Source organism: Streptomyces sp. NPDC031479, from assembly GCF_055581065.1.
On sequence record NZ_JBVIKC010000053.1, the window covers coordinates 17,601 to 43,060 of the forward strand.

At 75.2% G+C, this 25,460-nt stretch carries 17 protein-coding genes and 1 pseudogene; 13 read left to right on the forward strand and 5 right to left on the reverse strand.

Annotated elements, in window-relative coordinates; all coding sequences use genetic code 11:
• Positions 1-69: 69 nt before the first annotated feature.
• Positions 70-1,827 (reverse strand): enoyl-CoA hydratase-related protein, encoded by a 1,758-nt coding sequence (locus ACZ5D2_RS35335; protein WP_371679896.1) that lies wholly within the window; start codon positions 1,825-1,827, stop codon positions 70-72.
• A gap of 250 nt (positions 1,828-2,077) precedes the next feature.
• On the opposite strand from ACZ5D2_RS35335, the pseudogene ACZ5D2_RS35340 reads away from it, so the two are divergent.
• Both ACZ5D2_RS35340 and ACZ5D2_RS35345 read left to right on the forward strand, forming a co-directional pair.
• A pseudogene (locus tag ACZ5D2_RS35340) lies at positions 2,078-2,395 on the forward strand (amino acid transporter); the annotation flags it as partial.
• A gap of 8 nt (positions 2,396-2,403) precedes the next feature.
• Positions 2,404-2,553 carry a hypothetical protein gene (locus tag ACZ5D2_RS35345; RefSeq protein ID WP_371679897.1) on the forward strand — a complete coding sequence of 50 codons (150 nt, stop codon included), beginning with the start codon at positions 2,404-2,406 and terminating at the stop codon, positions 2,551-2,553.
• A gap of 53 nt (positions 2,554-2,606) precedes the next feature.
• Here ACZ5D2_RS35345 and lysA read toward each other — a convergent pair whose 3' ends face one another.
• Both lysA and ACZ5D2_RS35355 read right to left on the reverse strand, forming a co-directional pair.
• A complete protein-coding gene (gene lysA, locus ACZ5D2_RS35350; protein WP_371679898.1) occupies positions 2,607-3,956 on the reverse strand; it encodes a diaminopimelate decarboxylase in 1,350 nt (449 codons plus the stop codon).
• 14 nt (positions 3,957-3,970) lie between these two features.
• On the reverse strand, positions 3,971-4,333 hold the full coding sequence (locus ACZ5D2_RS35355) for an SAV_915 family protein (RefSeq protein ID WP_371679899.1): 363 nt from the start codon (positions 4,331-4,333) through the stop codon (positions 3,971-3,973).
• Between the two features lie 467 nt (positions 4,334-4,800).
• Here ACZ5D2_RS35355 and ACZ5D2_RS35360 point away from each other — a divergent pair, with 467 nt between their 5' ends.
• From ACZ5D2_RS35360 to ACZ5D2_RS35405, 10 genes are all read left to right on the forward strand, one after another.
• Complete coding sequence (locus ACZ5D2_RS35360) at positions 4,801-4,986, forward strand: thiazolylpeptide-type bacteriocin (RefSeq protein ID WP_100661066.1); 186 nt, start codon at positions 4,801-4,803, stop codon at positions 4,984-4,986.
• A gap of 140 nt (positions 4,987-5,126) precedes the next feature.
• Complete coding sequence (locus ACZ5D2_RS35365) at positions 5,127-7,955, forward strand: lantibiotic dehydratase (RefSeq protein ID WP_468935194.1); 2,829 nt, start codon at positions 5,127-5,129, stop codon at positions 7,953-7,955.
• A gap of 32 nt (positions 7,956-7,987) precedes the next feature.
• Positions 7,988-9,208, forward strand: coding sequence for a lantibiotic dehydratase C-terminal domain-containing protein (locus ACZ5D2_RS35370; protein ID WP_371679901.1), 1,221 nt, complete (start codon positions 7,988-7,990; stop codon positions 9,206-9,208).
• Entirely contained in the window at positions 9,205-11,001 is a 1,797-nt protein-coding gene (locus ACZ5D2_RS35375) for a hypothetical protein (protein ID WP_468935197.1), read from the forward strand. Before ACZ5D2_RS35370 ends, ACZ5D2_RS35375 begins: the two co-directional genes overlap by 4 nt.
• Entirely contained in the window at positions 10,998-12,881 is a 1,884-nt protein-coding gene (locus ACZ5D2_RS35380) for a TOMM precursor leader peptide-binding protein (protein WP_371679903.1), read from the forward strand. Before ACZ5D2_RS35375 ends, ACZ5D2_RS35380 begins: the two co-directional genes overlap by 4 nt.
• A gap of 16 nt (positions 12,882-12,897) precedes the next feature.
• Positions 12,898-14,598: a thiopeptide-type bacteriocin biosynthesis protein gene (locus ACZ5D2_RS35385; RefSeq protein ID WP_371679904.1), complete on the forward strand. Its 1,701-nt coding sequence runs from the start codon at positions 12,898-12,900 to the stop codon at positions 14,596-14,598.
• Between the two features lie 137 nt (positions 14,599-14,735).
• Positions 14,736-16,181 carry a glyceraldehyde-3-phosphate dehydrogenase gene (locus ACZ5D2_RS35390; protein WP_280915513.1) on the forward strand — a complete coding sequence of 482 codons (1,446 nt, stop codon included), beginning with the start codon at positions 14,736-14,738 and terminating at the stop codon, positions 16,179-16,181.
• 198 nt (positions 16,182-16,379) lie between these two features.
• The gene (locus ACZ5D2_RS35395; protein WP_371679905.1) at positions 16,380-18,176 is read left to right on the forward strand and encodes a VanW family protein; all 1,797 of its coding nucleotides are present in this window, start codon (positions 16,380-16,382) and stop codon (positions 18,174-18,176) included.
• Between the two features lie 142 nt (positions 18,177-18,318).
• A complete protein-coding gene (locus ACZ5D2_RS35400) occupies positions 18,319-21,021 on the forward strand; it encodes a SpoIIE family protein phosphatase (protein WP_371679906.1) in 2,703 nt (900 codons plus the stop codon).
• 111 nt (positions 21,022-21,132) lie between these two features.
• Positions 21,133-21,288 (forward strand): DUF6131 family protein, encoded by a 156-nt coding sequence (locus ACZ5D2_RS35405; protein WP_371679907.1) that lies wholly within the window; start codon positions 21,133-21,135, stop codon positions 21,286-21,288.
• Here the strand turns inward: ACZ5D2_RS35405 and ACZ5D2_RS35410 are convergent.
• A complete protein-coding gene (locus ACZ5D2_RS35410) occupies positions 21,279-22,034 on the reverse strand; it encodes a DUF4118 domain-containing protein (RefSeq protein ID WP_371679908.1) in 756 nt (251 codons plus the stop codon). The two genes, ACZ5D2_RS35405 and ACZ5D2_RS35410, sit on opposite strands and share 10 nt — an antisense overlap.
• A gap of 204 nt (positions 22,035-22,238) precedes the next feature.
• Between ACZ5D2_RS35410 and recQ the strand changes: the two genes are divergently transcribed.
• The gene (gene recQ / locus ACZ5D2_RS35415) at positions 22,239-24,239 is read left to right on the forward strand and encodes a DNA helicase RecQ (protein WP_468935206.1); all 2,001 of its coding nucleotides are present in this window, start codon (positions 22,239-22,241) and stop codon (positions 24,237-24,239) included.
• 85 nt (positions 24,240-24,324) lie between these two features.
• Here the strand turns inward: recQ and ACZ5D2_RS35420 are convergent, their stop codons facing one another.
• Complete coding sequence (locus tag ACZ5D2_RS35420) at positions 24,325-25,239, reverse strand: DUF5829 family protein (protein ID WP_371679910.1); 915 nt, start codon at positions 25,237-25,239, stop codon at positions 24,325-24,327.
• Between the last annotated feature and the right edge of the window lie 221 nt (positions 25,240-25,460).

Genomic DNA, 25,460 nt, shown 5'->3' on the forward strand with positions numbered 1-25,460 from the left:
GGGAAGGGCGGGGAGGTGTTCCGGGCGGGGTGCGCGGCGGGCCGGACTGCCCCGGCCACACCTTTCTTGCTAACAGCCCTCCGCCCCGGGTGCTCCGTCATGTACGGCCAGTGGGGTGACGGCGGCTCCGGGCCGCCCGTGCACGGGACGGGTCAGGTGCGGCGGGGTGGCGGCCGCCGCCTCCTTGCGTACGAAGGCGCGGCGCAGGGCGTGGTACGGGGCCGCGGGGTCGAAGAAGGTGCGGTGCATCAGCGCCAGCTCCGCCTCCCGGTAGGAGGCCAGCGGCCGGACGGCCTCGTCGCGCTCCCGCAGGGCCTTCTTCGCGGCGATCCGCGACTGGGCGGCGGGCAGCGCCGCCAGGTGCGCCGCCAGCCGCGCGGTCTCGCCGGCGAAGGCCCGGGGCGCGCAGGGCACCGTACGGTCGACCAGCCCGAGCCGGAGCGCGCCGGCGGCGCTCAGGGGCAGGGCCTCGGCGGTCAGGCGGTCCGCGACGGCGGCCCCGACGCGGCGCGGCAGCGTGTACGTCCAGTACTCGGAGCCGTACAGCCCCATCAGGCGGTAGTGCGGGTTCAGCACCACGCCCGCACGGCACCAGACCTCGTCCGCCGCGAGCGCCAGCATGGCCCCGCCCGCGGCGGCGTTCCCCCCGAGGGCGCAGACGACGAGCCGGTCGGTGGTGGTGAGGACCGCCTCGACCAGGTCGTCCATCGCGTTGATGTTGTCCCAGGACTCCCGGGCCGGGTCGGGGGCCGCCTCGATGACGCCCAGGTGGATGCCGTTGGAGAAGAAGTCGCGGCCACCGCCCAGGACGAGCACCGAGGTGGGGCGGGCGCAGGCGGTCCGGTACGCCTCCAGCAGCCGGCGGCACTGCGCGGTGCCCATCGCTCCGCCGGGGAAGGCGAAGGACAGGAACCCGGCCGACCCCTCCTCCCGGTAGCGGATGTCCGCCCAGGTACCGCCGCGGGCGTCCGCGTGCGGGGGCGGGGCAGGGTGTTCGCGCAGCGGCGGCAGCCGGTCGCCGAGGGCGAGGACGGCGGGCAGTTTCACCGGGGCGGGCTCCCCGGGCACCCGGCGGGCCCGCAGCTCCGGGATCCACACGGCGCCGTCGGCCGTGGCCCGGCACACGGCCCCCGCCCGGGTCGCCAGCAGTTCACCGGGGCGTCCGCGCAGACGGTGTTCGGGGTGGCCGCCGTGCAGGTACCACTCGCCGCCCAGCAGCTCGTCCAGGACGCCCGGCCGGGAGTCGGCCGCGCGCAGCGTGCGCAGGACCCGGTCGGTGGAGTCGGCCTCCCAGTCGATGCGACGGGCCTCCTGGCGCAGGTAGGGGCGGGTGCGGACGGTGGCCGGGTCCTGGGGCGCGGGGGTGTGGGTGCCCGACGCGAACCGCTCGACGGCGAGCAGCACCGCCCGCAGGGCCGCGTCGGCGATCTCCCCCCGGTACAGGTCGCTCTTGCCGACCGGCGGGACCGGGCACTCCACGGTGGCCCACACGTCGCCGGCGTCCATCTCCGCACCGGCCTGGAGCACCGTCACGCCCCAGCGGGTCACCTGCTCCTGCACGGCCCGGTCGAGGGAGGAGGGACCCCGGTCGCCGACGGGCCCCGGGTGGACGATCAGGCAGGTGCGGGCGGCCCACACCTCCTCGGGGATCGCCGTCGTCAGCATCGGGGCGAGGACCAGATCGGGATCGTGCCGGCGCACGGCCTCCGCCAGGGGGACGCCGGGCAGGGCGAGTTCCACCGCCACGCGGTGGCCGTGGTCGCGCAGCTCGGCGTGGACTCGCTGCGTGAGGCTGTTGAAGGCGCTCGCGACGAGCAGGACGTACACGTGTGTCTCCCGGCGGCGGCCCGGTGCCACGACGGCGTGGATCCCGGCCTGATCGGCAACCCGTGACCGGAGCATGACCGGCCGCCTGAGATGGTCGGGCACCCGGCGGGGACCACGCCCGGAGCCGGGCGGTGGTGTCACTCGAAAGCGCCGCAGCGGAGGGCCGCTCGGCCGCACCGCTGCGGCACCGCCGCACCGCCGCACCGCAGCCGCGGTGCGGCGGGACACCCGCCCCCGCGATAAGGACGCGTCAGGATTCGACGCGACCGCGCACCTGGTGGAGAACCCGCACCTCACGAGCACCCTGAACCGCCACCAGGTCCCGATCACCCTGCTCATGATCGCCCTGCTGGGCGCGGTGTTCCTGAAGGGGTTCAGCGAGGCCATCGGGGTGGCCGTGGCACTTGTCGCCACCTACCTCGGGCTGAACGTGGTCGTCGTGGCGGTCGGTCTGTGGCAGGTCGCCACCCAGCCGCACGTGGTCGCCGACTGGACGCAGGCCCTCACCACGGAGCACGGCAACCCGTTCATGATGATCGCCATCGCGCTGGTCGTCTTCCCCGAACTGGTGTGCAGGTGCTGATCACCTCGGCCGCCGTGGCCGCGACCATCGCCGCCAAGCGGGCGGGGGAGCGCGGGCAGGGCGAAGTGGCCCCCGTCACCCGGGAGGTCATCCGCGCGGCCGAACCCGACCGGGCCCGCCGCCCCCACGTCCACGCCGGCTGACGCACGGCGCTCCGGGCGGGCGGCGCGACGCGGGGGCGGCGGTACGGGAGCGCTCAGGCGCCGACGTCCCGGCCGCGGAAGTCCTCCAACGTCTCGCGCCGGACCAGGAGGCGGGCCGCGCCCCCGTGGACCGCGACGACCGCCGGACGGCCGACGAGGTTGTATCCGGAGGCCATCGACAGCTGGTAGGCGCCGGCCACCGGGACGGCCAGCAGGTCCCCGGGGTGGACGTCGCCGGGCAGCCGCACCCCGGAGGCCAGTACGTCCCCCGCCTCGCAGTGCCGGCCGACGACGTTCGCCGCGCACGGGGCCGCCGTCGAGTGCCGGCCGATCAGGCGGGGGGCGTAGCGCGCCCCGTACAGGGCGGGCCGGGGGTTGTCGCTCATCCCCCCGTCCACCGCGACGAACACCGTCGCGCCGGTGCGTTTGACGGCGAGCACCCGGTACAGGGCCACCCCGGCCGGACCGACGAGGGCCCGGCCGGGTTCGACGAGGAGGCGGGGGACGGCCAGCCGGGCGGCCGCGCAGCCCTCGGCGAGCTCGGCGCGCAGCCGCGCGGCCAGGGCGGCGACGTCGAGGACGGCCTCGCCGGGCCGGTGGGCGATGCCGTGGCCGCCGCCCATGTCCAGCTCCGGCAGGACGACTCCGTGCAGGTCCCGGACGTGGGCCAGCAGTCCGACCATCCGGCGCAGGGAGGTCACGTACGGCTTCACCCCGGTGATCTGCGAGCCGATGTGGCAGTGCAGTCCGGTGAGTTCGAGCCGCGGCTGGCCGAGGATCCGGGCGACGGCGTGCTGCGCCGCGCCGTCGGTGAGCGACAGTCCGAACTTCTGGTCGTCCGTGCCGGTACGGATCTTGTCGTGGCCCCCGGCCGAGACGCCGGGCACCACCCGCACCATCACCCGCTGGCGCTCCCCGGGGCCGACGGCGGCGGCGATCCGGGCTATCTCGGACGCGCTGTCGATGACGATCCGCCCCACACCGAGCCGCAGCGCCGCCTCCAGGTCGCGGGGCGACTTCGCGTTGCCGTGCAGCACGATCCGCTCGGGCGGGAACCCGGAGGTCACGGCCAGTTCCAGTTCACCGGCCGAGCAGACGTCCAGGCCCAGGCCCTCCTCCCGGACCCAGCGCACCATCGCCCGGGACAGGAACGCCTTCGCGGCGTACAGCACGTCGGCGTCGGGGAAGGCGTCGAGGTACCTCCGGCAGCGCGCGCGGACCTCGCCCTCGTCCAGCACGTAGAGCGGGGTGCCGAAGCGGTCGGCCAGTTCGGCCAGGGGCACCCCGCCGACCGCCACCCCGCCGTGCGGGAGCGGGGCGGTGGAGGCCGGCCAGACGGACAGGTCGTCGGCGGGGGCCGGGGAAGGGGGCGGGGCCGGGGTGGAGAGGACGTCGGCGGTCATGGTCTGATCCCCCATCAGGCGGTCCGGGCGGTTCCGGCGGCCCGGGTGAGCGGACCGGCGCCGGGGCCCGCGGCCGGGGCCGCCGCGACCGGGGGCGCCGTCAGTGTCGGATCGACCGTCAGCAGGGTCACCCCGAGGGGCGCGGCCAGCGCGCGCAGGACGGGCTCGGAGAGCCGGATCCAGGCCTGCGCGGCGCCGAGCGTGGCGGACAGCCGCTCCGGGGTGGTGAAGCCGACGGCGGTGCGCTCGCCCAACGGCGTCCGGAACAGCCGCAGCGCCGCGCTCTCGCCTCCCGGCCGGGCGGCCGGAACGTACAGGGGCCCGGCCGGGACCCGTTCCTCGGGCTCGGGGTCGTCGTCGTACAGGAACAGGCACATGGGCCCTCCTCGGGGAACCACGGGTGGCGGGTGGGGCCCCGGACCGCGGGGAGGCGGTCCGGGGCTCGCCCTCGAAGCTATCCCCGAATTCCCTCCCGCTTCTCCGTCCCCTGATGGAGCCTTGACGGCGACGGCCCGATTCCTGACGTGTTGCTGACGCATTACTGACGTACCCCTGATCGAATTCCGTTGAATGTTCTCCAAGGGTGCGGGAAATTCGCAGGTGGCTGAAATCAATGCGGTTCTGAGCAGCTCAAACTTATGTTTTCGGCCGAGGGTTGGGGGTTGAGGAGAAGTGGATTCCGGAGGTGCTGGCATATTTCTCCGATGCTTGCCGTGGCGCGTTCTGGCTTGTAATACTTTTCCTGCGAAAGGCGGTTCCGGGCATCAGGAGAATTGCGGCCCGGGAACCGCGGTTTCGTTCCGTGCACATTCGGCCTATCGCTTCCAGCTTTCGGGAGACACCCATGTCCGACACCGCACCCGACGCCGCCTTCGACCTCCAGGACCTGGAGCTCGACCTCGGCGACCTCAGCGTCACCTCGATGCGCGACACCGCCGCACTGCCCGAAGGCGGAGCGTCCTGGGGTTCGTGTTCCTGCCAGGGCTCCTCCTCCTGCGCCCAGCCCCAGACGGACACCCCGACCGCCTGACCCGCCCGACCCGCCCGACCGTTCGACCGCCGTCCCCACCCCCACCGCCCACCGACCCCGAGCGTCCAGCCCCCCTCCCGCCGCACCCCCGGTGCGGCGGGAGGCCCGTACGCCACCACCGACAGGAACGGGGGAGCGCCATGCCGCAGGAACCGTCACGGTCACCGGAGCCCCGGCTCGCGGAGGCGCCCGCCGACCCCGGACGCCCGGCCGGCTACCGGGTGCGGTCCGCGCCGTACGCGCTGGTCCGCACCACCGTGCTCGCCCACCCGCCCCAGGGGCCCGAAGCGGAACGCTTCCGTGCCCTGCTCATCCGCCTGCACCGGATCGAAACGCGACTGCTGCGCACCACCGCCCCCCTGTGCGACGACCTGTACGACAGCCGGGACGGCCACCCGGCCGACTTCCACCGCGACGTAGTCCTCCCGCTGCGCCGCGCCCTGCACAACGGGCGCGAACCGCGCCCCGCGCTGCTGGCCCGCCTCGGCGACCTGCCCGAGCGGGTACCCCGCCTCGCCGACTGGACCGCCCTGCGGGCCCGCCGCGAAGCCCTCCTCACCGAGCTCGGCGTCGTCGCCGGACCCGCCCTCGCCGCCGAACGCGAGGCCCTGGCGGCCCTGTGCCGCGAACCCGCCCTCGCCAAGGCCGTCGCCCTCACCAGCGCCGACCTCCTGCGCGCCGTACGCAGGGCGGCCGGCGGAGCGGCCGACCGCAAGGCCCGCAAGGAAGAGGCCACCGTGCTGCGCCACGCGCTGCGGGCCTGCACGAAGACCAGCCCGCTGTCCTGGTTCACGGCCGTCGGCTGGGGCGCACTGCCCTCCGCGCAGGCCGGCCCCCGCTCGTCCTGGGGCGAGCCGCGGCTCCTCGACGGCCCCCTGCACGCGGTGGTCAAGCCCAACCGCACCCTGACGACGGCCCTCACCCTCGCCCTGCTGGACGCCCCGCACCGTCGGGCCGGCCTCCCGCACCGCATCACCAGCTCCGCGCGCACCACCGACGGCCGGGCGGCCTACTCCCGCGACCGGACCGCCTTCGCGGGAGGCCGCTACCTCGTGGCGCGCGAGGACGAGGCGGAGCTGCCGGCCGGCGGCCCCCTGGGCCTGGTCACCGAGCACGCCGCCACCCCCGTGCCCCTCGGGGAACTCGCCGAACGGCTGACCGGGGCCCTGCGGGAGGCGGATCCCGCCGCCGGCACCGCCGCCGAGGCCTACCTCGCCCGCCTGACGGAGGCGGGCCTGCTGGTGCCCGCCGACCCCGTCCCGCCCCAGAGCGCCGACCCGCTCCACGACATCGAGACCTGGCTGCGCTCCGGCGACCGGGCGGATCCCTCCGACCGGGCCGGGCTGACCGGCCCGGCGGAGGCAGCCGAACCGGCCGGGCTGACCGGCCCGGCGGACCCCTCCGGCCCGGCCGGGCTCACCGACCCCGCCGGGCCCGCCCGCGGCGCGCAGCGGGCCGAAGACGCCGAGCGGGCCGGGCGGGTGGCCGGGATCGGCCGGCTGACCGACGCGTTCGGTGCCGCCCCCGCCGAGGAACGGCCCGCCCTGCTCGCCGATCTCGCCCGCCGCTGGGCCGCGGAACTGGCCGACGCCGGACGTCCCGTCCCGGCCGGCTCCGCCCCGCTCACCGTCCTGTCCGAGGACGTCGTCGCCCCGCTCCCGCTGCCGCTCGACGGCTTCCTCGACACCGCCGACCACACGGCGCTCGCCGAGGTCACCGCCCTGGCCGAACTCTTCGACCTCGGACACCTCCTGCGCCGCGTCGTCCGCGACCGCTTCGTCGCCCGCTACGGCCCCGGCGGTACCTGCCACCACCCCTGGGAGTTCGGCGCCGAGGTCACCGAGGCCTGGGAAACGGCCGGCCGGCTCGCGGACCTCGACCCCGCCGACCGGGCCGGCCTCCCCACCGGGACGGAGGAACTCGCCGCGCTGCGCGCCGGGTTCACGGCCGCCGTACGGGACGCCCGTGCTCAGGACCCCGCCGACGCCGCCGAGGTCGTCCTGCCGCCCGGCCCGGTCCGCGCCCTCGGCGGGCACCTGCCGGGGTGGGCGCTCGAACGCCCGCTGAGCTACGCGTACTTCCTCCAGCGGGACCCGGACCGCGGCCTGCTCGCCGTGAACCACGTGTACGGCGGATGGGGCCGCTTCAGCAGCCGGTTCCTGGACGCCCTGGACCCGCGCGCCACCGCCGAGACGGCCCGGCAGATCCGGCGCGGCCTCGCCCCCGGCGCCAGGGCGGCCCAGATCAGGCCCGTCGGCGGGTTCAACGCCAACCTCCACCCCCTGCTGGTCCCGGACGAGATCGGCCCCGACCGCCACCGGGCCTCGATCGCCGAAGGCGACCTGGAACTCGTCCACGACGAGCCCACCGACCAGGTACGCCTGCGGCTGCGCAGCACCGGCGAACACCTCGACGTGCTCTACCCCGGCTTCCTCGCCCCCGTCCTGCTGCCCCGCCGCATCGCGCCCCACCTCTGCGACCACCCCCACGGCGTGGTCGACTTCCGGGCCCTCGCGCCCCGCCGCGTCCTCGCCGCCCCGGGCGGCCGCGTCGTCCACAGCCCCCGCCTGCTCCACCGCCACGTGGTGCTCCGGCGCCGCCGCTGGCAGCTGACGCCCGGCGTCGTGCGGGAACTGCGCGCCGAACTCGCCGCCGCGGCCGCCCCGGCGCAGGCGGCCGCCCGCTGGCGCGCCCTGCTCGACCTCCCCGAACAGCTCTTCCTGCACCCGGCCGCGACCGCCCCCACCGGACGCCCCGCCGAGGACTTCCTGAGCCGGCTGAGCCGTCCGAAACCGCACTTCGTGGACCTCGGCAGCGCACTGCACCTGCGCTGCCTGCCCAAGTGGCTGTCCCGGCACGGCGACGGAGCCGTCCTGGAGGAGGCGCTGCCCGCCCCCGGCGGCACGGCCGCCCCGGCCCGCGCCGTCGAACTCGTCCTGGAGGTCTACCGGTCCGGACGGCCGCGATGAAGGCAGCCGAAGGGGAAGGGGAGGAAGGGCCCGTGCCGACGGCACCGCACCTCGACAACGACACCGGCCACGACGAAAACGGCCACGACGGCAACGACACCGGCCACGACGTCACCGGCCACGGCGGCGGCGGCGCGCGCGACGTCGTCGCCTTCCACCACCACCCGGTCAAGGCACCCCTGCTGCGCGAGGTGCTGCTGCCGCTGGCCGCCTCCTGCACCGCCGACGGCCTGGCGGCCCACGTCGAGCGGCACTGGCTGCACGGCCCCCACCTGCGGCTGCGCATCCAGGGCCCGCCCGCCCGGGTGGAGGCCGCCGCCTGGGCCGCCGCCCGGCGCGTCCGCGCCTGGCTCCGCGCGCACCCCTCGCACACGGACCTGACGGAGTCCGAACTGCTGCGCCTGGCGGCCGAGGCCGGACGCGCCGAACTCGTCCCCCCGCCCTACGGGCCCATCGCCCCCGACAACACCGTCCGTGTCGAGGCCGTCGACCGCACCCCGCTGCGCGCCCTCCTCGGTGACGACGGCGCCGCCCTGCGCGAGGACCTGCTGCGGGCCGGCCTCCCCGCGCTGCGGGCGGGCGCCGCCTTCCTCGGGGAAGGCGGCGACGGCTCCGGGGCCCGGCTCCGGCTCGCGGTGACCGGCCTCGCCGCGCATGCCGCCGCCCACCCCGGCGGCCTGGCCGGCGCCCACTACTCGTACGTCTCCCACCTGGAGGACTTCTTCGTCCACGACGACCCGGACGGCCGCGTGCGGGCCCGCTTCGAGCAGCACGCGGAGCGGGCCGGCGAGACCGTGACCGCCCTCGTCGGGAGGCTCGCCGACGGCGGCGCGCAGGGCTGGGAACGGGAGTGGGCGGACTTCTCGGCCGGAGCCTGGCGGCTGGCCCGGAGCCGCCACGACGCCGGCGCCGACCTGCACGGCGACCCGCGCGCCTACCGGGACCGGGCCGCCGCCACCGGGGACACGGCGGCGCGGGAGCGCTGGGACCACGACGTCCGCACCCGGTACAGCGAGTTCCACCGGCTGCTGAGCCGCTCCGACCCGCGGGGCACGATGTGGCACCGCCCCGACTACCTCGTACACCGGGCCTGCACCAATGCCCTGTACCGGCTGTTCGCCCTCTGCGACGTCCGCCCGCTGGAGCGGTACCTGGCGGCCCACCTCGTCGTCCGCGCCGTGCCCGCCCTGACCGGCTGCGACTGGCGCGCCGAGGTCGGCGCGGCCGTCGCGGCCGTGGAGCGCGGGGCATGACGGGCACCGGACGCCGGCTGCGGCCCGGCACCGCCGTGACGCCGCTGCGCGACGGACTGCACCTGCGGGGCCGGCGGGGGAGCGTCACCCTGGAGGGCAGCGCCGCGCTGCCCGCGCTGTGGCGCTCGCTGGAGCAGCCCCTGCGCACGGGCGGACTCGACGCGCTCCTCGACGGCCTGGATCCGGGCTCCCCGGTGCGGACGGCGGTGGACGCGGTCGTCGCCCAACTGGAGGCGCACGACCTGCTCGTCACCGGGCCGCCGACACCCGCGCGCGATCCGGGTCCGGTCGGGCCGTGGCTCGCCGTGAGCGCCGACCGGCCCGCCGACGCGGCGGCCGCGCTCGCCGTGACACGCGCCGAGGTGGTGGCCGCCGCCGTCGACGCCCCTCTGGCCAGGGCCGCGGGCCGGGCGCTCGAACAGAGCGGACTGCCCGTCACCTACACCCGCGACGCCGGTCTGCCCGAGGGCCGGATCCACCTCCGCGCCCACCACCCCGACGGCGTCACCCACGCCCTCGCGGCTGCCCTGCCCGCCCCGACCGGCTACGTCACCTCCCCGGACACCACCTCCGCCACGGCCGTCATGGCGACGGCCCTGGAGAACCGCCTGGCAGAACGCCCGGCTCCGGGTACTTCCGGCGGGGACCGCACCGCCTTCCCGGCCGACGCGGTCCCGGCGGGTACGGATCGGGGCCGGGACGCCTCCGGCGGGGGAGGGGCGACGGCCGCCCTGCTCGGCGGCGCCGCCGCGCACCGGCTGCTGTGCGCGGTGGCCGGCCTGCCCGACCCGGCCGCCGAGGGGGACGACGACCGGCTGCTGCCCGGGCTCCCCGCGGTGCTCCTCGTCGACGCCCGTCCGCCGCGCGCCGAGTACCGCACCTGGGCCGGGCCCCGCCCCTCCGGCGCGGCCCTCGCACCCGCCACCACCCTGCGCGAGGCCCTGCGCCGCGTGGCGGCCCTCGGCGACGAGCGCTGCGGGGTGCTGCCCGACCCCGGCCCGGCGGACCTGCCGCAGCTGCCGGTCCCCCTCGCCTCCTGCGCCGCGCCCGGCACCGCCCCGCACCTGCCCGGGGCGACGCTGATCGGGGGTGCGCCGCGGCTGGACCTGGCCCGCCTGGAGGTGTTCTGCCGGGCGGCCGAACTGGCCCTGGGCCGGCCGGGCTCCACCGTGGGCGCCAATCCCGGGCACGCCCGCGGCCGGGCCCTGCGCGCGGAGGCCGCCCGCCGTTTCGGGACGGGCGGGGGGCGGACGCCGGTGGCGTCGCAGCGGTGGTCCGGACATCCGCAGGCCCGCCACTGGTGGACCACCCTGACGGCCCGTCTCGCCGTGCCCGCCCGCCTGCACGTGTTCCGGGTCGCTCCCGGCGAGGAGGTGTACCGGGCCGTCGTCCACCGGACCGGCCCGGACGGATCCACCCCGCTCGGCGACGCCGTCGAGGCGACCCCCGGCGACGCTGCGGCCTGCGCCGCGCTGTCCGCCGTCGCCGCGGTGTCGGCCGCCGCGGTCACCGACCCGGCGGCGGGCCGCACCCCGGCCGGCGGGGTCGGCGGGGCCTGCGGGGCCGGTGCGGCCGGTGCCGGGCTGGCCGTCGAGGGCGCCCCGGCGGTCGGGTGGGAGGAGCCGGGGTGGACCGGCCGGTGGCTCGCCGACACGGCCGGGCGCGAGGGCGCCTTCCAGGAGGCCCTGGGCCGGCTGACGGGCCCGCCCCGGCCCGCCTCCGACGGGGAACTCACCGCCCTGCTGCGGGCGTTCGGATTCACCGTCCTGGACCGCCCGGAGGAGGCACCGTGACCGCCGCGCCGCCGCTCGACGCCGGCTCCGCCCTCGCCGCCACCGCCGGAGAGGCCGTGGTGCTGCTGACCAAGTGGACCCTGGGCCTCGCCGAGGAACTGAGCCGGCACGCCCTGCACCACCCCGTGGCCCTGGCGCCGGTGCGCTTCGACGGGGCGGTCGCCGTCGTCGGCCCGGTGCTGCGGCCCGGCGCGGCCGCCTGCCTGTGCTGCGCCGAGTACCAGCGACTGGCCACCGCCGGGGGCCGGGTCCCCTGGCGGAGCGGGGAACTCGCGCTGGCCGGCGTACCGTCACCGGCCCTCGCCGAGGCGGCGGTGGCCCTCGCGCGGGAGCTGCTGGACGCCCCGCGGGAGGGAGCGGAGGAGGACACCGCCGTCGTGCACCTGCTCCACCAGGGCCGCGGCACCTGGTCCACCCACCGCGTCCGCCCGGTGGGCGGCTGTACGGTCTGCCACCCGCTGCCCGCCGACTCCCCGGCCGCGGCGGCCCCGCTGCCCGCGGCGCCCCGCCCGCTCCCGGACCCGTACGTCCTGCGCGCCCCCAACCCCCGCACCGATGCCGACCGGTTGCGGGCGGCCCTGTACGACGAGCGCTTCGGCCCGGTCCGCCGCCTGCTCCGCGCCGAGGACTCCGCCTTCTCCCTCACCGGTGCCTTCGTGACGGACGGCAGGCCCGTCGAGGACGGCGGCTACGGCAGGGCCCGGGACTTCCCCGGCAGCGAACGCATCGCGCTGTTCGAGAGCGCCGAGCGCTACGCGGGGATGCGCCCCACCGGCCGACGCACCGCCCTGCGGGCCCCCTTCGCCGCCCTCGGCCCCGACCGCGCCGTGGACCCGCGACGGCTCGGCCTGCCCGATCCCGCCCACCACGGGCACCCGGCCTCTCCGACGGTCCCGTACACGCCCGGCCTCGCCCTCGACTGGGTGCACGGCTGGTCGCTCACCCGGCGGCGGACCACGGCCGTGCCCGAACACGTCGCGTACTGGGACGTCCCCGGCGGCGCCGACCGCGGCCCGCGCGTGGTGTACGAGTCCTCCAACGGCTGCGGACTGGGCAACAGCCCCGAGGAAGCCGCCCTCTACGGCCTGTTCGAAGTCGCCGAACGCGACGCGTTCCTGATGGCCTGGTACGCGGCCACCCCGCTGCGCCGCGTCGAACCGCCGCCGGACGACCTCGACACGCTCCTGCTCGCGGACCGGGCGGCCGTCGCCGGCTACCGCCTCGTCCTGCTCGACGCCACGAACGACTTCGGCATCCCCGCCGTCGTCGCCGTCTGCCGCTACACCGGCTCCCACCCGGACGCTCCCCGCGTGTTCCTGGCGGCGGGCGCGCACCACGATCCCCGCGCGGCGATCCGGTCGGCGGTGGCCGAGGTCGTCACCAACGTCCTGGAGGCGCCGCAGCGCGCCGCCGCCGCGGGCGGCCCGCGCGATCCGGCGCGGCTGCGGCCCATGCTGGACCGGCCCGAACTGGTCGTCACCCTCGACGACCACGTCGGTCTCAACACGCTCCCCGAGGCGGCCCCCCGCCTGGAGTTCCTCTTCGCCGACACACCGCGCGTGACCGTCGCCGAAGCCTGGCCGGGGGCGCCCGAGCCGGTCGGTGACCTCTCCACGCTGCTCGGCGCCACCGTGGACCGGCTGGGGCGGGCCGGACTGGAGGTGATCGCGGTCGACCAGAGCGAGCCGGGCCTGCGCGCCGGGCTGGGCCTGCACTGCGTGAAGGCCGTCGTTCCCGGCTCGCTGCCGATGACCTTCGGGCACGTCAACCGCCGCACCCGGGGCCTGCCCCGGCTGCTGGAGGTGCCGTACCGACTGGGCCGCACCCCGCGCCCGCTGCGCCACGAGGACCTCGCGGTCCATCCCCACCCCTTCCCCTGACACCCGAGGACCGCACGTGACGACCACCGACACCTGGCACAGCCACCACCTCTTCCTGCACTCCGGGACGTCCGACACCGACGCCTTCCTGCTCCGGTCCGCGGCCCCGCTCCTCGACGGCCTCGTCGCCTCGGGGGAGGCCGCCCGGTGGTTCTTCATCCGGTACGGGGAGGACGGCCCCCACGTACGGATCCGGGTGCGCGGCCTGAGCGGGAGGGCCGCCGAGGCGCTCCCGCGGGACCTGGCCGACGCGGCCCGGGAGGTGCCCGCGGTGCCCGGCCCGTGGCCGTCCCGCCACGGGGAGGTCCGCGCCGTGCCGTACGTGCCCGAGACCGACCGCTACGGCGGTCCGCGCGCGCTGCCGGTCGCCGAGGAGGTCTTCGCGGACTCCACCCGGGCCGTGCTGGACGCCCTGCGGGACCTACCCGACGAGGGCGCGGACGCGGCCCGGCTGACCCGTGCGGCGGACCTGGCGCACGCGACGGCGTACGCGCTCGGCATGGACCGCCGCACGGCGGCGCGCTGGCTGCGCCGGCACGCCGCGGGCTGGCGCTGGGTCACGCAGACGCCGCTGCTGCCCGGCGCCTCCGTGCACGCCCGGGTCAACGCCGTGCACGCCGCCCAGCGCACCGGCCTGGCCCGGCGCGCCGAAGCCCTGCGGGAGCGGCTCGGCGCCGGTACGGCCGCGCCCTGGCTCACCCGCTGGACGGACCGGGTCCGCGAGGCCGACGCCCGGCTGCGCGCCGCCGACGGTGCGCGGGGGGCCGGGGCGGGCCTCTCCGAGGAGACCGCGGCCTGGGTCTGGGGCTCGCAGCTCCACATGCTGTTCAACCGGCTCGGGGTCACCCCCGACGAGGAGCGGGCCGTGTGCCGGCTGGCCGGCCGGACCCTGCTGGAGACGGACGGGGAGCCCGACTACTTCCCGGCCGGCCACACCGCCGCCGACCTGCAGTACCTGGAGCGCAGCAAGGTCCACATCGGCCGCAACGAGGACGCCGCGCTGCGGCAGGCCCCGGCCCCGGCGCCGCCGCCGGTGTCCCTGCCCGAGACGGCCCTGCCCGCGGCCCCCCTGCCGGAGGTCTCGCTGCGTTCCGTACTGGCCGACCGGGCCTCCCGGCGGGGGCGCCTCACGGGGCCGCTGGACGCCCCCACCCTGGGCTCCCTGCTCTGGCACGCCCTGGCCGAGAGCAGCCGCAGCGTGCAGCCCCTCGCGGACGGCACGCCGCGCCCCTTCGTCCACCGGCCGTACCCGAGCGCGGGAGCCCTGTACACGGCCGGGGTGCGGCTGCTGGTGCTGGACGTGGCGGGGGTCGAACCCGGCACGTACGCGTGCGTGCCGGAACGCCGGACCCTGCGCCGGATCGGGCCCGCGCCGACGGCGGACGAGCTCAAGCCGCTGTCGACGTACACCTCCCGTCCCGCGACGGATCCGGACTGGATCGGCGTCGACGAGGTGCCCGTGGTGCTCGGCCTCTACGCGGACCTCGGCGTGCTGCGGCGGCGCTACGGGCTGCGCGCCCTGCGCCTGGCCCTGCTGGAGACCGGCCATCTGGCCCAGACCCTGCTCCTGACGGCCTCGGCCCTGGGCCTGGGCGGCACCACGCTGGGCGGTTTCCACGACGACCTGGCCCACGAACTGCTCGGTCTGGACGACCTGGACCAGCCCCTGCAGTACCTGCTGCCACTGGGCCGTCCGGCGCCGCGGACCGTCGGGTAACGGTGTTCGGCGGTGTTCAACGGCGTTCGGCCAAAACAGATCAGATCAGGTCAACAGGCGCATGGACGGGACCGCAGAAATGATCAAATTTCCTAGGGGTTAGCATATGAGCGCTGCCTAGCTCGAAAGATGGATCTGTGACTGTCAACGAGGACTCGTTCACCAACTGGAAGAACCGCGAAGAGATCGCGGAGTCGATGATCCCGATCATCGGGAAGCTGCACCGCGAGCGGGACGTGACGATCCTGCTGCACAGCCGCTCCCTGGTGAACAAGTCGGTCGTCAGCATCCTCAAGACCCACCGCTTCGCCCGGCAGATCGCCGGCGGGGAGCTCTCGGTCACCGAGACGCTGCCGTTCCTCCTGGCGCTCACCACGCTGGACCTGGGCCCCTCCCAGATCGACATCGGCATGCTCGCCTCGGAGTACAAGGCCGACGACCGCGGCCTGTCGGTCGAGGCCTTCACCGCCGAGGCCGTCGCCGGTGCCACCGGTGAGAACAAGATCGAGCGCGGCGCCGGCCGCGACGTCGTCCTCTACGGCTTCGGCCGCATCGGCCGCCTCGTCGCCCGCCTGCTGATCGAGAAGGCCGGCTCCGGCAACGGCCTGCGCCTGCGCGCCATCGTCGTGCGCGGCGGTGGCGAGGCGGACCTCGTCAAGCGCGCCTCGCTGCTGCGCCGCGACTCCATCCACGGCCAGTTCCAGGGCACCATCACCGTGGACGAGGCGACGAGCACGATCGTCGCCAACGGCAACACCATCAAGGTGATCTACGCCAACGACCCGTCCGAGGTCGACTACACGGCGTACGGCATCAAGGACGCCATCCTCATCGACAACACCGGCAAGTGGCGCGACCGCGAGGGGCTCTCCAAGCACCTGCGCCCCGGTATCGACAAGGTCGTCCTGACCGCTCCGGGCAAGGGCGACGTCCCGAACATCGTCCACGGCGTCAACCACGACACCATCAAGCCGGACGAGCAGATCCTGTCCTGCGCCTCCTGCACCACCAACGCGATCGTTCCGCCGCTGAAGGCCATGGACGACGAGTACGGCGTGCTGCGCGGCCACGTGGAGACCGTCCACTCGTTCACGAACGACCAGAACCTGCTGGACAACTACCACAAGGCCGACCGCCGCGGCCGCTCCGCGCCGCTGAACATGGTCATCACCGAGACCGGTGCCGCCTCGGCCGTCGCCAAGGCGCTGCCGGACCTCAAGGCGCCGATCACCGGCAGCTCGATCCGCGTCCCCGTCCCGGACGTCTCGATCGCCATCCTCAGCCTGCGCCTGGGCCGTGAGACCACGCGCGAGGAGGTCCTCGACTACCTCCGCGACGTCTCGCTGCACTCGCCGCTCAAGCGCCAGATCGACTTCACCACGGCCCCCGACGCCGTCTCCATGGACTTCGTCGGCTCGCGCCACTCCTCGATCGTCGACGCCGGCGCCACCAAGGTCGACGGCGACAACGCCATCCTCTACCTCTGGTACGACAACGAGTTCGGCTACTCCTGCCAGGTCATCCGGGTCGTCCAGCACGTCTCGGGCGTCGAGTACCCGACCTACCCGGTCCCGGTCGTCTGATCGGTTCCGACCCGCACGAGAAGGCGCCCGCCCGAGCTTCCCGCTCGGGCGGGCGCCTTTTCGTGTGCGTGAGAACCATTACATGTTGCCCCTAAATCACCCATTTCGGTCAATCATGAGGGTTCGGTAATCGTCATCTACGGGCCGCTGCCGCGGCCCAGCGCCCACCGTCTGCCGGTCGGCGCCCCAGGGAGTGACATGGCACGCGCGGGCAACAGGACGGGCAACTGGCGGATCGCTCTGCCGCTGGTGGGCGGAGCCGCCGTACTCGGTTTGGGCGGCCTCTACGTCACCGGACTCGTGACCGGCGGCGACATCGAACAGGGGACCCGGGTGCGGGGCGTGGACATCGGCGGCATGAGCCGTGCCGAGGCCCGCCAGGCGCTCGACCGGGCGCTCGGACCCGGCGCGGCGGCGCCCGTGGCCATGAAGATCGGCGACCGCGTGGAGAAGGCCGACCCGGCCGCGCTGGGCCTCTCCCTCGACACCGGGGCGACCGTCGACCTCGCCGCCCGCACCGGCCACGACCCGGTCACCGTCATCGGCAGGCTCTTCACCTCCAGTGAGCGCGACATCGAGCCCGTGATCCGGGTCGACGAGCCCGCCGCCCGGGCCGCCCTCGGACGACTGGACGAGAGCACCCGCCAGCAGGTCCGCGACGGGTCGATCACTTTCGACAAGGGCGCGGTCAAGGCCGTCGCCGCGCGGCCGGGCATCGACCTGATCGAGGACCGGGCCCTCGACACCCTCCGCGCCGCCTACCTCGCCGGCTCCACCGACCCCGTCGTGATGCCGGTCGAGCGCCGGGAGCCGCACGTCGGGGCCGAGGAGACCAACCGGGCCCTGGAGGCCTTCGCGCGGCCCGCGATGTCCGGGCCGGTGACGGTCGCCGTCGCCGGGAAGCGGATACCGATCACCCCCGCCGTCCTCGGCGAGCACCTCACGATGAACCCGGACACCCAGGGCCGTCTCGTACCGGCCCTCGACTCCAAGGGCCTGCTCGCCGACCCCGCCGTCGCCCGGCCCGTGGAGCGGGCCGTACGGGCCCCGCGCGACGCCGTGCTCGGCCTCGACGCCGCCGGCCGCGTGGCCGTGGACACCGACAGCCGCCCCGGCCACCAGGTCACCCAGGCGGCCCTCGGACGCGCCGTGCTGCCCCTGCTCACCGGCACGGGCGCGGGCCGCAGCGGCGAGGTCGCCACCGAGGAGGTCCAGCCCGACCTCACGAGCGCCGGGGCCGCGCGGCTCGGGATCAAGGAGAAGGTCTCCTCCTTCACCGTCCAGTTCCCCGCCGCCCCCTACCGCACCACCAACATCGGCCGCGCCGTGGAGCTCATCAACGGCTCCGTCGTCATGCCGGGCGAGGAGTGGAGCTTCAACCGCACCGTCGGCGAGCGCACGAAGGAGAACGGCTTCGTCGACGGCATCATGATCAACGACGGCCGGTACGTGAAGTCGCCCGGGGGCGGGGTCTCCGCCGTCGCCACCACCATGTACAACGCGGCCTTCTTCGGCGGCGTCAAGCTCGTCGAACACGGCGCGCACTCGTTCTACATCGAGCGCTACCCCGAGGGCCGCGAGGCCACCGTCGCCTGGGGCAGCCTCGACCTGCGCTGGGTCAACGACACCGGGCACGCCCTCTACGTGCAGGCCCACTCCACCGACACCTCGCTGACCATCACCCTGCTCGGCACGAAGAAGTACGACGAGATCAAGGCGACCAAGGGGCCGCGCACCCAGGTCACCCCGCCCACCAAGATCACGGGCAGCGGGCCGACCTGCGAGGTCCAGACCCCCCTGGAGGGCTTCGACGTCCAGGTCGGACGCGACTTCGTCCAGGGCGGCCGCACCGTCCGGCACGAGGACTTCAAGACCCACTACACCCCGCGCAACGAGGTCACCTGCGACCCGCAGACCCCGCAGACCACCGCGGCCCCGCAGACCTCGCAGGCGCCGACCGCCCTGGCCCTCGACGCCGCCTCCGCCCGGCGGTAGCGGCCCTGCCCGCCCGTACGCGCCGCGACACGGCGCGTGACCGGCGGGACGCATTTCGCGCCCGTCGGGGGCCGTGGGCATCCGGAAGTGCTACAACTGGGTTCGTGACCCTTCCTCGCCGCCACCCGCGCCGGGCACGTCGGTGCGGTCACCCGTAGGCAAGCGCTTCCGGAGCGTCGCCGGACAGGTATTCGTCCTTCAGGTGGCGATCGTGGTGTTGCTCGCGACCGCAGCGCTCATCGCCCTGCTGCTGCAGTCGCGCCACGACGTCGACCGGGAGGCGCGCAACCGGTCGGTGGCCGTCGCGGAAACCTTTGCCCACTCCCTCGGGCTCCAGGGGGCCCTGAAGACCCCCCACCCGTCCACGATCCTGCAGCCCCTCGCGGAGTCGACGCGCAAGGACGCCGGCGTCGACTTCATCGTGGTGATGGACACCAACGGCATCCGCTACTCCCACCCCAAGCCGGACCGCATCGGCAAACGTTTCGTCGGCACCATCGCGCCCTCCCTCGCCGGGCACACCTACACCGAGAGCGTCAACGGCCCGCTCGGCCGGGAGATCCAGGCGGTGGTCCCGGTCAAGGCCGCCGACGGCAAGGTCGTGGGCCTGGTGTCGGCGGGCCTGACCGTCAAGAACGTGAGCGGGGTCGTCGACCGCCAGCTCCCCGTCATCCTCCTCGCCATCGCGACCGGCCTGGCCCTGGCCACCGGGGGCACGGCCCTGATCAGCAGACGGCTGCGCCGCCAGACCCACGGCCTCGGCACGCACGAGATGACCCGGATGTACGAGCACCACGACGCGGTGCTCCACGCCGTCCGCGAGGGTGTCGTGATCACCGACGGCGACGGGCGGCTGCTGCTGGCCAACGACGAGGCCAAACGGCTCCTCGGACTGCCCGAGGGCGCCGAGGGACGCTACATCGGCGACGTCCCGGGTCTGGACCGCCGGATGTCCGACCTGCTGCTGTCCGGCCGGGTGGCCACCGACGAGGTACTGGAGGCCGGGGACCGGCTGCTCGTCGTCAACCAGCGCCCCACCCACACCCGCGGCCGGGCCGAGGGCAGCGCGGTCACCATCCGCGACTCCACCGAGATGCGGATCCTCACCAGCCGGGCCGAGACCGCCCGCAGGCGCCTGAAGCTGCTCTACGACGCGGGCGTCGACATCGGCACCACCCTCGACGTGGTCCGCACGTCCGAGGAACTCGCCGCCGTCGCCGTCCCCCGGTTCGCGGACTACGTCACGGTCGACCTCGCCGACTCCGTGCTCGACGGGGACGAACCCGGCCCGGGGGCCGACATGCGGCGCACGGCGGTCAGCGGCATCCGCTCCGACCACCCCCTCTACCCCCGCGGCCGGCTGATCGACTTCCTGCCCTCCACCCCCCAGGCGCGCGGCTACGGCACCGGCGAGGCGGAGCTCGTGCCGGACCTCTCCGACGCTCCCGGCTGGCACGCCCAGGACCCGCCGCGCGCCCAGGCCATCGTCGACTTCGGGATCCACTCGCTGATCGCCGCACCCCTCACCGCCCGGGGCGTCGTCCTGGGCGTGGTGAACTTCTGGCGCTCCCAGAAGCCCGAGCCCTTCGACGAGGACGAGCTGTCCCTGGCCGAGGAACTCGTCGCCCGCGCGGCCGTCAGCATGGACAACGCCCGCCGCTACACCCGCGAACACGCCCTCGCCGTGACCCTCCAGACCAGCCTGCTGCCCCGCGCCCTGCCCGAGCAGAGCGCCGTCGACGTGGCGCACTTCTACCTGCCCGCGCAGTCGGGGGTGGGCGGGGACTGGTTCGACGTGATCCCGCTGTCCGGCAGCCGGGTCGCCCTCGTCGTCGGGGACGTCGTCGGCCACGGCCTGCACGCCGCGGCCACCATGGGCCGCCTGCGCACGGCGGTCCACAACTTCTCCTCCCTCGACCTGCCGCCCGAGGAGATCCTCGCCCGCCTGGACGACCTCGTGCAGCGCATCGACCACGACGCGGACGACGCCGCCGACCCGGGCGGCGGCGTACTCGGCGCGACCTGCCTGTACGCCGTCTACGACCCGGTCTCCCGGCTGTGCACGGTGGCGCGGGCCGGACACCTGCCGCCCCTCCTGGTCGCCCCCGACGGCCGGACCGAGTTCGTGGAGCTGCCGGCCGGGCCCCCGCTCGGACTGGGCGGGATGCCCTTCGAGACCGCCGAGCTGCATCTCGCGGAGGGCAGCCAGCTGGTCCTGTACACCGACGGGCTCGTCGAGGAGCGGACCCGGGACATCGGCGAGGGGCTGGAGCTGCTGCGCGCCGCCCTCAGCCATCCGGACCGGGACCCGCAGGAGAGCTGCCGGGCCGTCCTCGACCGGCTGCTGCCGGCCCGCCCGACCGACGACGTGGCCCTGCTCATCGCGCGCACGCGCACCCTCGGCGCCGACCGCGTCGCCCAGTGGGAGGTGCCGCTGGAACCGAGCGAGGTGGGCACCGTACGCAACGCCGCCGCCCGCCAGCTCGACGCCTGGGGCCTGTCCGAGCTGGGCTTCGCCACGGAACTGATCCTCAGCGAGCTGATCACCAACGCCCTGCGGCACGGCTCCGGGCCGGTGCGCGTCCGGCTCCTGTACGACCACGCCCTGACCTGCGAGGTGTGGGACGGGAGCAGCACCGCCCCCCACCTGCGCTACGCCGCCACCACCGACGAGGGCGGACGAGGACTCTTCCTCGTGGCCCAGCTCAGCGAGCACTGGGGGACCCGCTACACCCCGGAGGGCAAGGTCATCTGGGCGGAGCAGTCCCTCCCCGGCGCCCCCGGAAACCCGCCGGACACCGCGGAATCCGCGCTCGCCGCCTTCCTGGACGTGGAACCGCTCTGAAATCGGGCGGGTCCGAAACCGGTGGGATCGCGATCGGCGGGTAGACGCCGGGAGTCACACTCCGGCGGATCGCGCAGCGCACCGCCTCCCTACCGGAAGACGAGGGACACCATGATCGTCATCGGATTGATTCTCCTGCTCATCGGCTTCCTGACCGGCATCTCCATCCTGTGGACCCTGGGGATCATCCTGCTCGTGGTGGGTGCGGTGCTGTGGATCCTCGGTTCGGTCGGTCACGCCGTCGGCGGTCGCCGTCACTACTGGTGACCTGCCGAAAGGCCCGCCGTGTCCAGGGCCGCCCCGGCCTGCGCGGCCAGCGCGACCGCCACGAGGCGGTCCTGTTCCGCGGGCAGCCGGCGGCCGGGGGGCGGGTCGAGGAGGAAGCGCCCGTAGTAGTGGCCGCCGCCGACCACCCGCAGCTCGGTCTCGCCGTCCGGCCAGTCCGCGTACTCCGTCACGCGGTCCCCGCGGCGCCACCACACGCCGCCGTCGTGTTCCAGCCGCGGCAGGTGCCCCATCAGGGTCCCGTACTCGAAGCGGCAGCCGCGCAGCCCCAGCAGGCCGGTCAGCTCCCGGCCCACGTACTGGACCGCCGTGTCCGGGAAACCACCGGACTCCGCCAGCCGGGCGGACCTCCACAGGCTCGACAGTTGTGCGGCGTCCGTCGCCACGGCCGAGCGCAGCCGGCGCCCGCGCACCGCCGACTGCGAGACGATCAGGCCGACGACCAGCAGCAGCGCCGCCGTCACGACGTCGCCGTGGCCCGTGATGGCGAACCGCCCGTAGGGCGCGGTGAGGAAGAAGTCGAACCAGGCGGCCGCCGAGAGGGCGGCCACCGCCCCCGCCGCCCGCGTCCCGGCGGCGGCGACCGTGACCACCGCGACGACGAGCACCAGAGCCGCGTTCGTCGCCGACAGGTCGCTCCGGAGCGGTGTGAGCGCCAGCGCGACGAGGAAGGGGACCACGAGCGCCGCGAGCAGTGCGGCGGGGTCGCGGAGTCGGTAGCCGGACATGTCGTGCCTCCTGTTCGCCCGCCCTCCCCATCCCCCCTTCCATCCTGCCCTCGGCGGCGCGGCGGGCCACCCGCACCGCCGTCAAGGGCGCGTGAAGACGGGCCGCGCGGCCGTGAGGAAGGCGCCGAGAGCCCCGGCCCCCGGTTGTCCACAGGCTCCCGCCGGTGGGGCCGGGGTGTCGGCGGCTGCCGATAGGCTTCGTGGATGGCCCTTACGGACGCTTCCCCCGAGACCTCCCCTGCACTGGAGGTGCTGCACCGCGTCTTCGGATACGGCTCCTTCCGCGGTGAGCAGCAGGAGATCATCGAGCAGGTCGTCGGCGGCGGTGACGCACTCGTGCTGATGCCGACCGGCGGCGGCAAGTCGCTCTGCTACCAGATCCCGGCGCTCGTCAGAGAGGGCACGGGCGTCGTGATCTCGCCGCTCATCGCCCTGATGCAGGACCAGGTGAACGCGCTCACCGCACTCGGGGTACGGGCCGGATTCCTCAACTCGACGCAGGACCCGTACGAGCGGCAGGCCGTCGAGCAGGCCTTCCTCGCCGACGAGCTGGACCTGCTGTACCTGGCTCCCGAGCGGCTGCGCACCGAGGGCACGCAGCGGCTCCTGGACCGGGGCAGGGTCTCCCTCTTCGCGATCGACGAGGCCCACTGCGTCGCCCAGTGGGGCCACGACTTCCGGCCCGACTACCTCGCGCTGTCGATGCTGCACGAGCGGTGGCCGAAGGTGCCCCGGATCGCGCTCACCGCGACGGCCACCCGGGCCACCCACGCCGAGATCGTGGCCCGCCTCGGCCTGGACGAGGCCCGGCACTTCGTCGCCAGCTTCGACCGGCCGAACATCCAGTACCGCATCGCCCCGAAGAACAACCCGCTCAAGCAGCTGCTGGAGCTGATCAGGACGGAGCACGAGGGGGACGCGGGAGTCGTCTACTGCCTCTCGCGGGCGTCGGTGGAGAAGACGGCTGCCTTCCTGGTGGAGCAGGGCGTCGAGGCCGTCGCCTACCACGCGGGCATGGACTCCCGGGCGCGCGCCGCGAACCAGGCGCGCTTCCTGCGGGAGGACGGGATCGTGGTCGTGGCGACGATCGCCTTCGGCATGGGCATCGACAAGCCCGACGTGCGCTTCGTGGCCCACCTCGACCTGCCGAAGTCCGTCGAGGGCTACTACCAGGAGACCGGCCGCGCCGGCCGCGACGGGGAACCGGCCACGGCGTGGCTGGCGTACGGCCTGCAGGACGTGGTCCAGCAGCGCAAGCTGATCGAGGGCTCCGAGGGCGACGAGGCGCACCGCCGTTCGCTCGGCATGCACCTGGACGCCATGCTCGCCCTGTGCGAGACGGTCGACTGCCGGCGCGTGCGGCTGCTGGAGTACTTCGGGCAGCCGGGCGAGCCCTGCGGCAACTGCGACACCTGTCTGACGCCCGCCGAGTCCTGGGACGGGACGGTCGCGGCGCAGAAGCTGCTGTCCACGGTGTGGCGGCTGGCGAAGGAACGGCGCCAGAAGTTCGGCGCCGGGCAGATCATCGACATCCTCCAGGGCAAGAAGACGGCCAAGGTCATCCAGTTCGACCACGACGGGCTGTCGGTGTTCGGCGTCGGGGCCGACCTGAGCACCGCCGAGTGGCGCGGCGTGGTCCGCCAGCTCCTGGCGCAGCGCCTGCTGGCCGTCGAGGGCGACTACGGCACGCTGGTCCTCACGGACGAGAGCGGCGAGGTCCTGGGAGGCCGCCGCAGCGTCCCGCTGCGGAAGGAGAAGGCGGTCGCCGCCCCTTCCCGCAAGGAGTCCGGCGCGCGCTCCGGGAAGGGCGCCCGCGTACCGGTCGACCTGCCCGCCGCGGCCGAACCGGTGTTCCTGGCCCTGCGGGCCTGGCGGGCCGCGACGGCGCGCGAGCAGGGCGTACCGGCGTACGTGGTCTTCCACGACGCGACCCTGCGCGAGATCGCGACGCGGCTGCCCACCACCGTGGAGGAACTGGGCACCGTCGGCGGAGTCGGCGAGGCCAAGCTCACCAAGTACGCGGAGGGGGTCCTCGCCACCCTCGCGGAATGCGCCGGTGGCGGTGGCGGTGCCGATACCGCCTCCGTCCCGGCCGACCCGGCACCCGCGTCGGCGCCGGCGCCGCGGTCGTCGGCACCCGATGCCGACGAGCCGCCCTTCGACCTGGACGAGATGGACCCGCCCTGGGACGAGGACTGGCAGTAGGGACCGGCCCGGCCCCTCCCGGAGTGGGGCCGGGGCTTCCCACGGGGCGGGCGGGGAACGGCGCCCGCCACGCCCGCCCGCAGCCCTACCCGACGTCGCCGAACGTCCACACGGCACGCGTGCCGGGGCCGACGACGAGGGTCGAGTGACCGATGCGCTCCACGTGGCGGTAGGCCACCGGGTGGTTGAGGGACATCTCCACCTGGCGCAGCCCGGCCTGCTCGCGGGCGACGGAGTCCAGCCGGATGGTGGTGCCGCCGCCCTGCGCCACGACGCCGCCGCCCGCTGCCTCCCGGACGGCGAACCCGCCCGCCTGCAGCAGCGGCACCGTGTTGGCCAGGTCGCGCGCGGTGACCGCGAGGCGGATCGAGGTCACGTCCCGCATCAGGTGGTCGCGGTAGCCGTCGGACAGGTACCGCTCACGGCCGACGTCACCCGGGCGGGAGGCCGGCTCGGTGTGGCCGCGCGGGTCGGCGAAGTACTCCGGCAGGTACTCCATGCCCCAGGCCCCGAAGGCGTCGTACCGGTCGGTGGTGAAGACTGCGTCGAACCACGGGACCGGGACACCGTCTCCGAAGTCGCGGGTCTGGCGGAAGGAGACGGGGTCGGTGACGCCCAGGTCGCGCAGGCGCTGCTTCACCGTGGCGAGGTCCCCGGCGGTCTCGGCCGAGATCCCCAGCCCGCCGGCGCCGAGCGTCCCGTCCTGGCCGGGGACGTCACCGACGCCGAACAGTTCGAGGTACGTCTCGCGTCCCATCAGGTAGCGGCCGGTCCAGGTCTCCCCGCCCGAGCCGGTGGTGGTGCGGACCTGGAAATCGGCGAAGTCCCGCAGATAGGCCGAGTGCTCGATCGCATCGGCGGTTTCCCGGTCGAGGACCCCGTAGGCGTGGTTGTAGTAGAGCAGTTGCCGGCCCGTCGGCGAGCCGTTCTCCCGGGCCGACGCGGCGCCCGAGGCACCGCCTGCCAGGCCGGTCAGGGTCAGGGCGAGGACCATGAGCATGCGTAACGTACGGCGAAGCGACATGGGGCCGATCGTAGGGCGTGGAACGCCTGTTCGCCGCCCCCCGACGGGGCCGTTCGCGCTCGGGCGACCCGGTGAAGTGCCCCGCCACGGACGTGCCGCGCACGGTGGCCGCTCGTACGCTGAAGTGGATCCCCGCCGACGTCCGCGTCCGCGGGGAACCGGCCCGCCCGGGTCGCACCGGCCGGGTGTCCGGACGG

Excerpts from the sequence above, each read along its gene's own strand:
- lysA (WP_371679898.1), bottom strand. The coding sequence starts at position 3,956 with ATGACCGCCGACGTCCTCTCCACCCCGGCCCCGCCCCCTTCCCCGGCC.
- ACZ5D2_RS35355 (WP_371679899.1), bottom strand. The coding sequence starts at position 4,333 with ATGTGCCTGTTCCTGTACGACGACGACCCCGAGCCCGAGGAACGGGTC.
- ACZ5D2_RS35360 (WP_100661066.1), top strand. The coding sequence starts at position 4,801 with ATGTCCGACACCGCACCCGACGCCGCCTTCGACCTCCAGGACCTGGAG.
- ACZ5D2_RS35365 (WP_468935194.1), top strand. The coding sequence starts at position 5,127 with ATGCCGCAGGAACCGTCACGGTCACCGGAGCCCCGGCTCGCGGAGGCG.
- ACZ5D2_RS35375 (WP_468935197.1), top strand. The coding sequence starts at position 9,205 with ATGACGGGCACCGGACGCCGGCTGCGGCCCGGCACCGCCGTGACGCCG.
- ACZ5D2_RS35395 (WP_371679905.1), top strand. The coding sequence starts at position 16,380 with ATGGCACGCGCGGGCAACAGGACGGGCAACTGGCGGATCGCTCTGCCG.
- ACZ5D2_RS35405 (WP_371679907.1), top strand. The coding sequence starts at position 21,133 with ATGATCGTCATCGGATTGATTCTCCTGCTCATCGGCTTCCTGACCGGC.
- ACZ5D2_RS35410 (WP_371679908.1), bottom strand. The coding sequence starts at position 22,034 with ATGTCCGGCTACCGACTCCGCGACCCCGCCGCACTGCTCGCGGCGCTC.
- recQ (WP_468935206.1), top strand. The coding sequence starts at position 22,239 with ATGGCCCTTACGGACGCTTCCCCCGAGACCTCCCCTGCACTGGAGGTG.
- ACZ5D2_RS35420 (WP_371679910.1), bottom strand. The coding sequence starts at position 25,239 with ATGCTCATGGTCCTCGCCCTGACCCTGACCGGCCTGGCAGGCGGTGCC.